Annotated in this window: 13 protein-coding genes; 5 read left to right on the forward strand and 8 right to left on the reverse strand. The window is 62.0% G+C overall.

Translation table 11 applies throughout. The features are described from left to right. The first annotated feature begins 17 nt into the window (after positions 1–17). From K7B09_RS08130 to aroE, 5 genes are all read left to right on the forward strand, one after another. A complete protein-coding gene (locus tag K7B09_RS08130) occupies positions 18–1,013 on the forward strand; it encodes a chorismate transformation FkbO/Hyg5 family protein (RefSeq protein WP_223628834.1) in 996 nt (331 codons plus the stop codon). 196 nt (positions 1,014–1,209) lie between these two features. Then, entirely contained in the window at positions 1,210–1,662 is a 453-nt protein-coding gene (locus tag K7B09_RS08135) for a post-PEP-CTERM-1 domain-containing protein (protein ID WP_223628838.1), read from the forward strand. After that, on the forward strand, positions 1,655–3,307 hold the full coding sequence (locus K7B09_RS08140; RefSeq protein WP_223628840.1) for a PA domain-containing protein: 1,653 nt from the start codon (positions 1,655–1,657) through the stop codon (positions 3,305–3,307). Before K7B09_RS08135 ends, K7B09_RS08140 begins: the two co-directional genes overlap by 8 nt. Before the next feature lie 125 nt (positions 3,308–3,432). Beyond that, positions 3,433–4,431: a porphobilinogen synthase gene (gene hemB, locus K7B09_RS08145; RefSeq protein WP_223628844.1), complete on the forward strand. Its 999-nt coding sequence runs from the start codon at positions 3,433–3,435 to the stop codon at positions 4,429–4,431. 105 nt (positions 4,432–4,536) lie between these two features. Beyond that, complete coding sequence (aroE, locus tag K7B09_RS08150; RefSeq protein ID WP_223628848.1) at positions 4,537–5,373, forward strand: shikimate dehydrogenase; 837 nt, start codon at positions 4,537–4,539, stop codon at positions 5,371–5,373. 38 nt (positions 5,374–5,411) lie between these two features. On the opposite strand, the gene K7B09_RS08155 is transcribed toward aroE, so the two are convergent. The 8 genes from K7B09_RS08155 to K7B09_RS08190 all read right to left on the reverse strand — a co-directional run bounded on the left by K7B09_RS08155 (position 5,412) and on the right by K7B09_RS08190 (position 13,595). Next, positions 5,412–6,365 carry an energy transducer TonB gene (locus K7B09_RS08155; protein WP_223628851.1) on the reverse strand — a complete coding sequence of 318 codons (954 nt, stop codon included), beginning with the start codon at positions 6,363–6,365 and terminating at the stop codon, positions 5,412–5,414. A gap of 96 nt (positions 6,366–6,461) precedes the next feature. After that, a complete protein-coding gene (locus K7B09_RS08160; RefSeq protein WP_223628854.1) occupies positions 6,462–7,763 on the reverse strand; it encodes a DUF58 domain-containing protein in 1,302 nt (433 codons plus the stop codon). Further along, positions 7,760–8,761: an AAA family ATPase gene (locus K7B09_RS08165; protein ID WP_425507850.1), complete on the reverse strand. Its 1,002-nt coding sequence runs from the start codon at positions 8,759–8,761 to the stop codon at positions 7,760–7,762. Before K7B09_RS08165 ends, K7B09_RS08160 begins: the two co-directional genes overlap by 4 nt. Further along, the gene (locus K7B09_RS08170; protein ID WP_223628857.1) at positions 8,758–9,876 is read right to left on the reverse strand and encodes a DUF4350 domain-containing protein; all 1,119 of its coding nucleotides are present in this window, start codon (positions 9,874–9,876) and stop codon (positions 8,758–8,760) included. Before K7B09_RS08170 ends, K7B09_RS08165 begins: the two co-directional genes overlap by 4 nt. Continuing rightward, positions 9,873–11,381 carry a DUF4129 domain-containing protein gene (locus K7B09_RS08175; RefSeq protein WP_223628861.1) on the reverse strand — a complete coding sequence of 503 codons (1,509 nt, stop codon included), beginning with the start codon at positions 11,379–11,381 and terminating at the stop codon, positions 9,873–9,875. The genes K7B09_RS08170 and K7B09_RS08175 overlap by 4 nt, the downstream gene beginning before the upstream one ends. Further along, on the reverse strand, positions 11,371–12,360 hold the full coding sequence (locus tag K7B09_RS08180; protein WP_223628863.1) for a stage II sporulation protein M: 990 nt from the start codon (positions 12,358–12,360) through the stop codon (positions 11,371–11,373). Before K7B09_RS08180 ends, K7B09_RS08175 begins: the two co-directional genes overlap by 11 nt. A 6-nt stretch (positions 12,361–12,366) precedes the next feature. Then, positions 12,367–13,050 carry an RDD family protein gene (locus K7B09_RS08185; protein WP_223628865.1) on the reverse strand — a complete coding sequence of 228 codons (684 nt, stop codon included), beginning with the start codon at positions 13,048–13,050 and terminating at the stop codon, positions 12,367–12,369. Then, positions 13,050–13,595: an RDD family protein gene (locus K7B09_RS08190; protein WP_223628870.1), complete on the reverse strand. Its 546-nt coding sequence runs from the start codon at positions 13,593–13,595 to the stop codon at positions 13,050–13,052. Before K7B09_RS08190 ends, K7B09_RS08185 begins: the two co-directional genes overlap by 1 nt. Positions 13,596–13,619: the final 24 nt, after the last annotated feature.

Here is a 13,619-nt window from a genome sequence, read left to right on the forward strand (position 1 = left end):
GCGCTATCATGCCCCCGATGGCTGCACTTCCCGAGTCCCCCCCGCACACTGCCTGCCGGTTGCATATCGACTACCGCGATGTGCCGGCGGCAACCGCCTTGACCACGCCCGGCACGCTGGCTGTGTTTGGTTTTGGTGCGAACGCGCCCGCCGCGCCGACCGACCCGCGCTATTTGCAGGTCGCGCTGCCCGCCTTGGGCCGCGCTCCGCTGGAGTGCTGGCAAGTGGATGCTGACGTTAGCCACGGCCACGCTGGCGACATTGCTTGGGCACAGGGTGGCGGCCTGCAATTTGGTGCGTTGGAAATCGCCGATGACGGCGATGTTGAAGCCGCCGCCGCGCACGCCTATACGCGCCTGCGCCACTGGCTTGCCAGTAGCGCCTACGCACACCCGCTGCGGATCTGGAACTATCTGGATGCGATTACCGAGGGCGATGGTGATGCCGAGCGCTATCGCCGGTTCTGCGTGGGCCGCGCACGCGGGATTGGCCGCGAGCTGGCACCCGGCGAGTTGCCTGCTGCCACCGCCATTGGCCATCCACAGCGCACCGGCCGCATGCAACTGTATTGGCTGGCTGCGCAACAGGCCGGCACCCCGCTGGAAAACCCGCGCCAAGTGCAGGCTTGGCGCTACCCGCGGCAGTACGGCCCGCAACCACCAGGATTTGCGCGTGCTCTGCTACCGCCGTCACTCCGCATGCCACTACTGCTGTCTGGCACCGCTGCGGTAGTCGGGCACGCTTCGCAGCATCACGACTCGCTAGATGCGCAGCTGGGTGAGATTCTGGCCAACCTGCACAGCCTGATCGACACCGCCCGCCACAGCCGCCTTGCACTACCACCGAGCCTGGGCTCCGGCACCCGCATCAAGGTGTATGTGCGTGATGCCAAGTCACTGGCACAGGTGGACGCCGTGCTGGCTGCACGGCTACCCACGGTGCCGCGCATCGTGCTGCATGGACATGTGTGCCGACACGAACTGTTGGTCGAGATCGACGGCAGTCACGAATAACACTGCGTATTCAGCAAAATGCTGCATGGCACCAAACTGCCGCTGTGACGGTCATCAAGCTTTGCTCGCTTGAGCTTTGCTGCGCGGACGGGCACACTCGCCCGGTCAGGGGGAATTTCTGACATACGCAGATTCCGTCGGAACCCGGCCAAACTGGCTTTCGACTCCATGCTCACGTCAAGGACGTTAAATTCAGATGAAAACAAAATACCTGCTCCTCGCGGCAGGGCTCGCAATAGCCGGCACCGCGCTGGCTGGTGATCCCATTCCACAAGCCGCAGCTTCCGCCCCGTCCGTCAAGGTCGGCATCGACAAGGCCACTGGCAAGCTGCGCCCGCTGACCGACGCAGAAAGCGCCGCACTGGACGCACAAGCCGCCCAGCAAGGTAGCGACAACAATAGCTTGCGCGCTGGCACTCGCACGCAGCTGCCGTCACGCGCTCAGCGCCTGTTCCGCCTGCCCACCACCCAGAAAGAAGCATTGGCCACCGAAACCACCTACAACGGTTATTCCGTGATCAAACCACCGGCTGAAAGCCTGAGCGAGATGACTGTACAGAAAAATGCCGACGGCAGCCTGACGATCCTCGAAAATGGCGATGTCATGTCCGCTAAAGCCCAGAAGACCCCGGAGGCCGGCAATGAATAAGACGTTGCTTGCGCTTGCCACCTCGGCACTGCTGGCCGCAGGTTCTGCCACTGCCGCAGACCTCCAGCTGTTGAACCTCGACAACCCTGGCGTGGGCCTGAACGACACCACCCCAGCGGCCCCGGTTGGCGGCAACCCCGGAACCACCAAAGGCGCTCAAGCCACCTTTGTGTACGAATTCGCCATGAAAATGTGGGGTTCGGTGCTGGAAAGCAAAGTGCCGATCAAGGTGTACGCCTCGTTTGCCCCATTGACCTGCACCTCCACCTCAGGCGTACTCGGCTCAGCCGGTACCAACTGGTTGATCCGGCTCAATGACGGCGTGCGTACCCGCTATTACGGTTCGGCACTGGCCGATTCGATCCTCGGTTACGATATTGTTCCCGATCCCGATGACCCGGGTGACATCGCTTCGCGCTTCAATGGCAATCTGGGCAATCCCGGGTGCCTGGATGGCTCGGGTTGGTATTTCGGCATCGATGGCAATACCCCGGCCGGCAAGATCAACTTCTTGAACGTGGTCATGCATGAAATTGGCCATGGCCTTGGCGCCCAGGGCTTCATCAACAAGAGCACCGGTGCGCTTTACAACGGTTATTCCGACGCTTACACCAAGTATGCCTACGATAACGAGCTGAACAAGAGCTTCGAAGACGCCAGCATGACCAATGCCATGCGTGCAGCGGCCATGCGTACCCCCGGCCGCACCGTGTGGACAGGCCCGAAAGTGAATGCCGCCGCCAATGTCATTTTGGATGGCAACTTCCATGAAAGCGTGTTGCGCGTCACCGCGCCGGCACCCTTGACTGGCAACTATGGTTTCTACGGTGCGGCTTTCGGTGCGCCGGCCTCCGCTGCCAACTTCAATGGCCAATGGGTCGTCGCACTTGACGCTGCGGATGGTGCCGGCCCCCTCACCACCGACGGTTGCTCAGCCATCACCAATGGCGCTGCCGTGACTGGCAAGATCGCCATCATTGACCGTGGCACCTGCGGCTTTGCGGTGAAGGTGAAAAATGCACAGAATGCCGGTGCAATTGGTGTTGTGATTGCAAACTCCAGCACGGGGACTTGGGGCTCGATGGGGGGTGCTGATCCCACCATCACCATCCCCTCGATCATCGTGCAGTATGCCGATGGCGCAAACTTCAAGACCAATGCCCCGATCACCGGCGGCATGGTCGACCTGCCGGCCACCAAGGCCGGCATGGATAGCGCCGGGCGTACCCGTCTGTACTCGCCATGGATCGTGGCCACCGGTTCCACGTTCTCGCACTTTGACACCACCTTGCACCCCGATGCACTGATGGAGCCGTTTGACTCCCCCACCGTGCAGGCGCAATACAACGTCGATCTGACCCCCGCGCTGTTTGCGGATATCGGTTGGAAACTGCATCAAGGTGGCGCGACCTTTGCCAATTGCGATACCGGCACCGCTGCCAGTGATGCTTACGGCATCGTGATCGGCTCCAACATGGCTGCCACCAGTGAGCTGTGCAAGGACACCAACGCCTTGCGCAACAACTATGTGTCTTGCATGTACAAGTATCGTGATGGGCTATTGGCCGATGGCTTGATCACGCAACAGCAGGCATTGAAGTTGAATACCTGCATCAAGCGCCAGTCGGACCAGTATCGCCGCTGATACTTGCGGAAGTGGCAATCTCGAACCGGCACCTTCGGGTGCCGGTTTTTTTGTGCGCAGGCACGGCCGCACGCTTGTCTGACCGGGATCACGCTGCGAATTTCACTCGGGCGTAAAATACCGGCATGAACAATCACTTCCCGGTGCGCCCACGGCGCATGCGTCATGACGATTTTTCGCGCCGCATGATGCGCGAAACCACGTTCACCACCAATGACCTGATCTACCCGGTCTTCGTCCACGAGGAACAAGGCCGCGCACCAGTCGGTTCAATGCCGGGCGTGGAGCGGCTGTCGATCGACGAATTGCTGCGCGTGGGCGAGCAGGCGCTGGAACTGGGCGTGCCCGTACTCGACCTGTTCGGCGTACCGGATCCGTCGGCCAAGACCGCCGACGGCCGCATCGCCTGGGACGAGGACGGCATCATTCCGCGCGCCGTCCGCGCACTGAAATCGCGCTTTCCCGAACTCGGTGTGATGAGCGACCAGGCGCTGGATCCGTACACCACGCATGGGCAAGATGGGTTGATCGACGACACCGGTTACATCCTCAATGACGAAACCATCGAAGCGCTGATCAAGCAGTCGCTGGCACACGCCGCCGCCGGGGTGGACGTGCTTTCGCCCAGCGACATGATGGATGGCCGCATCGGTGCGATCCGCAACGCACTGGAAGCCCATGGCTTCATCCACACCCGGATCATGGCCTACAGCGCCAAGTACGCCAGCGCATTCTACGGCCCGTTCCGCAGCGCGGTGGGCAGCGCCGGCAATTTGGGCAAAGGCAACAAATACACCTATCAGATGGATCCGGCCAACTCGGACGAAGCGCTGCACGAAGTCGCGCTGGATCTGGCCGAAGGCGCCGACATGGTGATGGTCAAACCCGGCCTGCCGTATCTGGACGTGCTGTATCGGGTCAAGCAGCAGTTCAAGCGGCCCACCTATGCGTATCAGGTCAGCGGCGAATACGCGATGATCAAGGCCGCCGCCAGCAACGGCTGGATCGACGAGAAGATGGTGGCGATGGAAGCGCTGACCGCGTTCAAGCGCGCCGGTGCCGATGGCGTGCTGACCTATTTCGCGCTGGATGCGGCAAGATGGTTGCGTGAGTCAAATTATTGATGCCTACCACGACGACGCCTACCGCCGGGTGATCGCTACGCGGCTCAAATGCCGCTACGCGATTCACCCGACGCTCTCGTCGTCTCCTGATTGCGAGGTTCGGCCATGAGCAAGCATTACGCGGTATTTGGCTCCCCCATCACCCATTCGCAATCCCCGCGCATCCATGCCGCGTTTGCCAAGCAAACCGGCATCGGCATGGACTACGTGGCGATTGCAGCCAATCACGATGACTTCCGCGCCAAGCTCGATGCCAGTGGCGTGGTCGGCGCCAATATCACCCTGCCGCTGAAGGAAGACGCCTTTGCGCTATGTGCCGGCAACGTCAGCGCACGTGCACTACGCGCCGGTGCGGTCAACACCGTGCTGCGTGACGGCGCGCAATGGCGCGGCGACAATACCGACGGCTTGGGGCTGGTGCGTGACCTCACCGAACGCCACGGCCTAGACTTGCGTGGTCGCCGCACCTTGTTGCTGGGGGCGGGCGGTGCCGCACGCGGGGTGGCCCCGGCGCTGCTGGATGCCGGCATCCATTCGCTGTATGTCATCAACCGCAACTCCGCACGCGCCGATGCCCTGGTGGATGCAATGGGTGAACCGGGTCGCACCCATGCACGCGCATGGGACACACTGCCCGCATTGGGCGAATTTGATCTGCTGATCAATGCCACCTCGGCCAGCCGTGGCGGCCAACTCCCCAGCTTGGCGATGGCCTTGGTTGCCCCGCGCAGCGTGGCCGTGGACTTGAGCTATGGCGAAGCCGCCGTGCCGTTTCTGGCCTGGGCCCGCGCCGCAGGCTGCGCGCAAACGGTGGATGGGTTGGGCATGCTGGTGGAACAGGCCGCCGAAAGCTTTCTGCTCTGGCACGGCGTGCGCCCGGACACCGCGGCCGTGTTTGCCGAACTCAGCGGCCGCGCCGATGCCTTGCTGACGGCGGACTGAGCAACCCGCATTGCAGGTTGCTCAATTCCGAGAGTTCTTCAGAGCACCCGGCCCAACACGCTGCGATCCGTCAGCTGAAATACCGAACCGCCCGCCACTTGGTCGCTGCCGGTCAGGTCCGAGACGCCGACCAGTTGCTGCCCCGCCTTGCCCACCAGCCACGGCACCGGCAGATTGGGACCACGGAATTCTTGTCGCCACACGGCGGTGTTGTCATCACCCTGTTTGCCAGGGCTATCCATTCTGAATTCAACCGGCACACACACCGTAAGGTCATCCGCCGTCAACAGCTCCGGATGCGCGGCATCCACATGCCAAGACCAACTCCGTGCGGCACGAATGGATTCTTTCTCCAACAAGCCACGCGCCTTGTCCAATACGGCGCTAGCGCCTTTGATATCGAACAGGCTGGATTGCGATGCCACCACATCCGCCACCGTGCCATCGGGGTTCAGGCGCAGATGCAGCAAGACCGCCCCACTCACCCCGGCGCGCATCAGGCCCACGGGATAACGCGGTGGTTGCAACATTCGCCCGGAATCGAACACCACCGGTTGCGATGGCGGCGCATCACCTACCGTAATGGCTTCCCCGCCTTCGCGGATTGCACGGGCTGCGGCCGCCTTGGCCTCATAGTCTTCTTTGCTGATCGGCGTAAACACCACATTGTCGAGCCGAACTTCATAGCCCTGCGGGATTTGGGTAGCCGCCAAGGTGATACGCATCGGGGTTTTCGCATTGACCGGCTTGCCGCCTTGCCGTACCGGCGTCAACTGCCAGCGCGGAATCGATTTATCCAGCATCACTTGCAGTGCCGGGTCAAGCTTGCTGCGGATTTTGTAGCTCAACACCTGGCCTTCGGTGCCGATGGTGAGTTCGCCATTCACCCGCATCGTCAACACACTTTCACCCACCACCGGCGTCACGGCGACCGCAGGCGCGGCCTGCATGCTAGCGATTGCCAGTAGCCCCCCAAGTAGAACTCGTTTCATTTTGTTGCTCCCCATTGCAGTGTGGTGTTGGCCAATTCCTTTGTAGAAAGTGTGGCATACCCCATCCGGCGCGGCCAACGCCAGCCACCTACCGCGCTACAACAGCCCCTCGCGCTTGATCGCCAGATAGCGTTCCACCAGCGCGCCGGGCAATTGCGCGCAGGTGACATCCAGCACGCTGACACGTTGTGCACGCAGCAGGTCGTGGGCAGCGGAGCGTTGTTGCAGGTAGCGGGCGGTGGCGGCGGCGCGCAGCGCATTGTGCAGGCTGTGGACATCGGTCTCCAGCACCGCGTCCAGCGCTTCTTCGCGCAGGCTGGCCACCACCACATGATGCCGCTGTTGCAGCATGCGCACCGCGGCAAGCAAGTCGTCGATGTCCTCATCGCGCAGATTGGTCACCAACATCACCAAGCTGCGCCGGCGCTGACGCAGCGACAGCTCGGTGGCGGCGGCCAGATAATCGGTCGCCACTGGCTGCGGTTGCAGGTCATAGCTGGCGCGCAGCAGCACATCAATCGCACCACCACCCCGTTGCGGTGCAACCCAGCGCTGCGCGCCGCCGCTGGCCAGCAAGCCCACCGCATCGCCTTCGCGCAGGGCCAGGTACGACACCACCAGTGCGGCATCCAGCACATGATCGAAATGGGTCAGCGCACCATCCCGCGCCAACATGCGGCGACCGGTGTCGATCAACATCACCAGTTGCTGGTTGCGCTCGTCCTGATATTCCCGCGAGATCAAGCGGCGCATGCGGGCAGTGGCTTTCCAATCAATTTGCCGCAGGCTGTCGCCCACCCGGTAGTCGCGCATTTGATGGAAGTCGGTGCCTTCGCCGCGGCGGCGACGGATATGCGCACCCACCGTGCGCGACGCCTGCTCGGAACCCAGCATCGCCAGCTTGGCCAGCGGCGCGAAATTGGGGAACACCCGCACGGTCTGCCTGGCTGCCACGCTGTGGCTGCGTCGCCATAACCGCCATGGCGAATGCACGCGCAATTGCACGCCGGCAAACACCGCATCACCGCGTGCGGTGGGTCGCAGTGCATAGTGCAATCGTGTTGTGCTTTCTGCTGCAAGTTGCAGCGTGCGCGGCAATCCCTCGATCGCCCACGCCTCTGGATGCAGATCATGCACATCCACGCGCAGCGTGCGTGGGCCATTGTCCAGCGCCAGTGTCACCGTGCGCTGCACGCCAACCGGCAAGGCATCGGGCACATCGCGTACCACGTCCGGCGCGGCCAGGCGGCGCACGCGCCAGGCATCCACCAGCGACACCAGCACCAGTGCAGCGCCCATCGTCCACCAGGTATCTGCCGGCAACAGACCAACACTGCAAGCAACGCCCAGCAGCGCCCAGCCGATGCACAACAGCGGTAGCAGCAGGGTTGGCCTCACTGGCGCGGCGCATCCACCTTGGCCAGCAACGCATGCAGCACGGCATCGGCTGATTGGCCTTCAATGTGCAGCTCCGGTGCCAATGCGATGCGGTGGCGCAGGGCTGGTTTGGCAATCGTGCGCACATCATCTGGCGTGACAAAATCACGCCCATTCAGCAGCGCCTGTGCACGTGCTGCGCGCACCAAGGCAATGCTGCCGCGAGGACCGGCACCCAAGGCAATCCCCGGCCAGTTGCGGGTGGCAGCCGCAATGCGCACGGCGTAGTCCAACACGGCCGCATCCACCCGTACCGTGGCGGTGGCCTGTTGCAACGCCAGCACGTCATCATCGTGCAGCACTTGCGCGATCTGGCTCAAATCAAACTCCGCGGCCATCTTGCCGTCACTGACGGCGGCCACCATGCGCTTTTCATCTTCCAACTTCGGATAGCCAATCAGCACCTTCAGCAAGAAGCGGTCCAACTGTGCTTCCGGCAGCGGGTAGGTGCCTTCCAGTTCCAACGGGTTTTGCGTGGCTAGGCACATGAACGGCGGCGGCAGCGGGAAGCTGTGGCCTTCAATCGTCACCTGCTGTTCCTGCATCGCCTCCAACAACGCCGACTGCGTTTTGGCCGGCGCGCGGTTGATTTCATCGGCCAGCAACAGATTGGTGAACACCGGCCCCTTGCGTACCTCGAAGCGTTCCAATTTGGGATCGAACACGGCGTGGCCACTGATATCGCTGGGCATCAGATCCGGCGTGAACTGCACCCGCGCATGGCTGCATCCCAGCGCCTGTGACAGCGCCCGCACCAACAAGGTTTTGCCAAGACCGGGCACGCCTTCCAGCAGCACATGACCACCGGCCAGCAGCGCCACCATCACCAAATCCAACACATCATCCTGGCCGATGAAGGCCTTGGCCACTTGTTCGCGGATGGTATTGGCGCGCTCGGCCATGGGATTGCTGGCGGAGGGGGTGGCCGGCAGCAGCGGCGGGGGCATAGTGGTGGTCATAGACGTTTCCTCAAGGCGATCAGACGGGCAATGCGTTGCCGGAATTCGTGTGGGGTGGCAGGCGGGCGGGTATCGAGCACCGCGCGCAACGTATCCGGATGCAAGCCCAGCCGCTGCGCCAGCAGACGCGCCTGGGTGTCGCCTTGTTGCGCGGCAATCAACGGGTCGACCCGGCGCAAACGCGCCAACACCGTCTCGCGCAGCGCACGATGCAGCAGGGTGAGCTTGCCGTAGCGCAGCAGGTGCTCGCCGCTGGCATCGACATGTTCGAGCAATGCGCGGCGCGGCTGCATAGGTGAAGGCAGCCACGGCCCGAAGCGTTGTGCACGCAGGCATAGCCATGCCAGTAGCGCCAATAGCAACGGCAACAGTACTTTCCATGCATGGATCAACAGCCAGCGCCACAACGGTGGCATATCGGCGGCGTACACCAGGTGCATGCGGCCCGCATTCCAGTTGGGCGCCAACAACTGCCGCGTGAAGTCGCTGTGCGGTGGTTCGATCAGGCTGTCGTTATTCAGCATCTCCAGCGTCGACAGCACATCCACACTGCCATCCCCATACCCAAATCGGGCGAACACATGTTGGCCTTGCCTGGTGTGCCACGCGGCGCGGGTCTTGGCCCCTTTGCTCAGGTCAAATTGCGCGCCGTTACAGAATTCCCGATGCGGTGTTTGCCCCGCTACGTTCAGCGCCATGCACGCAGGTTTATGCAAGTTGGCTTCGATCGGAAGCCACTGCGCCAACGTGGTGTGACTGGCCCCTTGCTGCCATGCTGGCAGACGCAAAATCAGGTGCCCGCCGGTTTCAACGAAGGCGAATAACGCCTCTAGTTCGGCGTCACCAAGCGTGCGCGGGTCGCTGTAAATCAGAACGGTGTCGTGCCGGCCCAAATGCATCTTTGCAAGGTCCAAACGCTGGCGCGACTGCACCTGTTGGCCTTGTGCATGCAGGCTCAATTTCAGTGCGTACAACGGGTTGTAGCTGGCTTCACCGCGGGCAGGCAACGGGATGGTTTGCAGCTCGCGTTTGTGGGTGAGCAAAAACCACGCCACCAGCACGCCAATCAGTGCCAGCCCCGATAGCCACGGCAATACACTGCGCGCACGACTCATGTGCGCCACCCGAAGCTGCCGGCCAGTCGCTGCAACAAGGCGTCGAAGGTGTCGGTATCTGGCAGCTGTTCGGCATAGGCGGCGTATTGCCAGATTCGCACCATGCCGATGAAGGTGTCGCGTGCCTGCATATCCGGCCATGCACGCGCCGCACGCAGACAGTCGGCCTCGGTGGCACCAGGCACCAATACCACGCCCGCTTGCGTCATCATCGTCTCGACACTGCCGCGATACAGCAATGCCAGCGCACGTCGGCACCGCCCTTGTTGCCACAGCATGCGTGCACTGCCCACGATATCTACCGGCAATGCGGCTGCATCAGTGTCGGCTTCACTACAGACCGGGCTGGGCACCACTGCTGGCGGCTTGCTCATCCCGCGCAACCACGGCCACCATCTGCCCCACGTTGCCAGCAACAGGCCCACCAACAAGGCCATGACCAGCCACAGGCCATATTCGCCAAGCAGCGCAATCACTTTGGCAATCGCCTGCAGCCATGCCGGTTGCTTTGGTTTGCCGGGTGCTTGCCCTTTCTTGATCGGCACCCACACCGTTTGCGTGCGCTGCGGGTGCAACAGTGGGTCGTGCTTGGTCGCTTGTACGGCGTGGGCGAAATCGGGGTCTTGTTGGATGCGCGGAAATACTTTGGCCAGTGTATTCTCGCGCGCCACCGTGGTTGCGGGTGTGACCGCACCGGCAGTGTGCGGAAGGGCCAGTGCCAGCACTCCCGCACAGGCCAGCACGCTGAATGCAGACGTCAGCCGGGTGCGCATGCGACGCAGTCCGATTTCCACATCCCAGGCTTCCAGCCGCGTACGTCGATCCAGATACAGACCAAACCCGGCCCCTACATAAAATGGCTCGATCACACTGGTGGCCAGCCAAGTCAGCGCATTGAGCAGCACCTGCACCCAGCCAGGCGGATCGTCGGCGATCAAGGCCCACGCGGCTTTGGCCGATTCGGACAACAGTTCCACCGGCACAAACATCAGGGCCAAGGCCAGTGCAGCCAGCACCAATACCAATTCGAAATTGGCGCACACCCAAGTCAACAGCGCTGCGGTGCCGCGCGCCGCACCACCGATCACTCGCCGCCGATCGGCCACGCGCACGCCGCCCTCCAGCAAATCCACCGGCAACAACAGCGCCCGCGCTGGCCCCAACCGCCGCCACGACAGATAGCCCCACATCGGCCGCCAGCCCCAGCCCCACTGCGCTTGCAGCGTTTCCCGCAGCGCCGGTGCATCGCCAAACACGGCACGCGACAACACGTATAAGGGAATGCGGTCGAACACCGGTTTCAACCACCACAACAGCAACGCCGCCCACCACACTTGACCCAGCCACAGGCACAGGGCATTGAGCAGGGCAAATAACGGCAAGCTCAACACTAGCCACGGCAACCAGATCGCGCGCGCATGCATGCGTACCAGCGCGATCCCCAGCTCCATCGCCTCCCACTGCGAACGCGGATACAACTCCACACGTAGTTGCTCAGCGCGCATCGCGATCGCTCCCGCCTCGCCACAACCACAATGCGACCGCACTCCACAACAACGCGGCTACCGAATATTTCACACTGGCCGGTATCCAGCCAATCGACGACCAAAACGCTTCGATAAACGCCGCCAGCAGCAACATCACGAACACGCCCAAACACAGCTTGGCGCCACGTCGGCCATCTTCCAGCAGGGCATCCACGCGCCGCCGCCGGCCCGGTACCAATAATGCCAAACCCAAGCGCAGCCCGGCACCGCCGGCAATCACGATCGCGGTCAACTCGAATGCCGAATGTCCACACACAAAACGCCAGAACGGATCCCCCAGCCCCGCCGCTTGCAGATGGCCGGCCACTGCACCAATCATCAAACCATTGAAGACAATCGCCAGGACCGGGCCAACCCCAGCCAACAGACCGCTGGCGTAGGTGCGCAGCCCGATGCTGATATTGTTGAAGATGTAGAACCCGAACATCGCCAAATCCGTGCCGGAATCACGCCCTAATTTTTCTGCAGCTTTGGCATACATCGTCTCCATCTCGGCCACTTGCTGCGGGCGCATCAAGGTGTGGATCAACTCCGGCTGCCATTGCACCGCCACGAAGCTCAGCACCAGTGGCAACACGAATAACCCCAATGCGGCCAACATCACGCCACGCTCGGCGCGCACCAGCGCGGGAAAATCGGCAAGGATGAATTCAAACGCGCGCTGCCAGTGCGGCAGCGGTGGCCGATACATCGCCGCGTGGCCGCGTTGCATCAACACTTGCAAGCGCTCGCACAATTGCGGGCTGTAACCGCGCCGTCGCGCCAGCCCCAGGTGCTGACAGAGACGTCGATAGGTGGCAGGAACATCTTCATCGGCAAGCCCGCGCCAGCCGGAATCAGCACGCGCGCGCTTGGGCTTGCTGGCACGCGTATCCAGCCACTGTTCGAAATCAGCCCATTCCTGTTGGTGGCGCTGGATGAAATGTTCCTGGCGCATGCGCAGTCAGCGTTTGCCCAGCAGCCAATTGGAAATCCCCAACAGCTGCTGCACACCTGCCGCACCCGTGGCACCGGTGGCGACACTGGCGATATCGGCCAGTTCGATGCGACGCTCTGGTGTCAGTTGGCCGGCACGCTCGGCAAATGCCACGACTGCTGCTTGTTCGGATGGCAATAACGGCTGCAATGGGCGGGTGACCTGAAGATCGACCAATAATTGAATGCTGCTGCGATGTTGCGGCACATGCACCACCAAGGTACCGGCCACTAAATCGCCTAGCCGACGACCACAGGGATCAAGCAAGCCCGACAGCAAGCCGCAGGCGTAGCCAAACGGCAGCATATCCACCGTCCGCATCAAGTTGCGCACACACGTCGCCAACCAGCCTACTGGCGCGCCATTCCTGGAAATCACCCGTAGATGCAATACCCGTTTGCCCGGTGTCTGCCCATCAAACATGCCCTCGCAAACGATGGGGTACAACCAAACCACCATGAACATGCAGACCAGATAAAACCCCATCCCGGCGCTACCCAACAAGCCGAACGCCATCGAACAAACCATCAACAGCGCCATCCGGATGCAGAAATCGATGCCCCACGCCAAGGCACGCGGTACTGGCCCGGCGGCCGGCAATCGCAATGCCACCCCTTCCGGGGTGTAAACCTCGTGGGCAGTGTCCAGCATCAAGCGGTAACGACGATGGTGTCGGCAATCAAATCATGTACACAGCGCTTTTCTTCGCCAAAAATGAACAACGGATCGATCAGACTGAACAACCCGCCAACCAACGGAATCGCACCGATCAAGCCGGGTACGAACATGCGTAACCAGAAAATTCGACCCAAGCCAGCCCGGCTGCCATCGCTGCGCACAATTTTGATGCCTAGCATCTTCTTGCCGAACGTCTGGCCATGGCGGTGCAACAAGGTCAGCTGATACGCCACATACCCCAGCATCAGCAGCACAATGATCCCCAACAGTGCCATGCCTGACGCACTGACTCCACCCTTGCCATCATTACCCACGATTGGAATCAGGATCGCGGCAAGAATGCCGACAATGGCGATCGGCACGCCATCGATGAGCACCGCGCCCAAGCGAACACCACGACCGGCTTTTTCCCATTGTCCTGTCTCATGCAACTCGGCCAACTTGGCGCTTGGCACGGCATAGGGATTGTCTTGTTGTTTGCTGATGTTGAGCGCATCGGCACTGTTGTACGGATCCATGCATCCCCTTCCTCGTTGCGTGAA

Origin of the sequence: Thermomonas beijingensis, assembly GCF_020034655.1 — a bacterium.
GTDB classification, from domain to species: Bacteria; Pseudomonadota; Gammaproteobacteria; order Xanthomonadales; family Xanthomonadaceae; genus Thermomonas; species Thermomonas beijingensis.

Coding starts and splice junctions, on each gene's coding strand:
- K7B09_RS08130 (WP_223628834.1), top strand. CDS start 18: ATGGCTGCACTTCCCGAGTCCCCCCCGCACACTGCCTGCCGGTTGCAT.
- K7B09_RS08135 (WP_223628838.1), top strand. CDS start 1,210: ATGAAAACAAAATACCTGCTCCTCGCGGCAGGGCTCGCAATAGCCGGC.
- K7B09_RS08140 (WP_223628840.1), top strand. CDS start 1,655: ATGAATAAGACGTTGCTTGCGCTTGCCACCTCGGCACTGCTGGCCGCA.
- hemB (WP_223628844.1), top strand. CDS start 3,433: ATGAACAATCACTTCCCGGTGCGCCCACGGCGCATGCGTCATGACGAT.
- aroE (WP_223628848.1), top strand. CDS start 4,537: ATGAGCAAGCATTACGCGGTATTTGGCTCCCCCATCACCCATTCGCAA.
- K7B09_RS08155 (WP_223628851.1), bottom strand. CDS start 6,365: ATGAAACGAGTTCTACTTGGGGGGCTACTGGCAATCGCTAGCATGCAG.
- K7B09_RS08165 (WP_425507850.1), bottom strand. CDS start 8,761: ATGACCACCACTATGCCCCCGCCGCTGCTGCCGGCCACCCCCTCCGCC.
- K7B09_RS08170 (WP_223628857.1), bottom strand. CDS start 9,876: ATGAGTCGTGCGCGCAGTGTATTGCCGTGGCTATCGGGGCTGGCACTG.
- K7B09_RS08175 (WP_223628861.1), bottom strand. CDS start 11,381: ATGCGCGCTGAGCAACTACGTGTGGAGTTGTATCCGCGTTCGCAGTGG.
- K7B09_RS08180 (WP_223628863.1), bottom strand. CDS start 12,360: ATGCGCCAGGAACATTTCATCCAGCGCCACCAACAGGAATGGGCTGAT.
- K7B09_RS08185 (WP_223628865.1), bottom strand. CDS start 13,050: ATGCTGGACACTGCCCACGAGGTTTACACCCCGGAAGGGGTGGCATTG.
- K7B09_RS08190 (WP_223628870.1), bottom strand. CDS start 13,595: ATGGATCCGTACAACAGTGCCGATGCGCTCAACATCAGCAAACAACAA.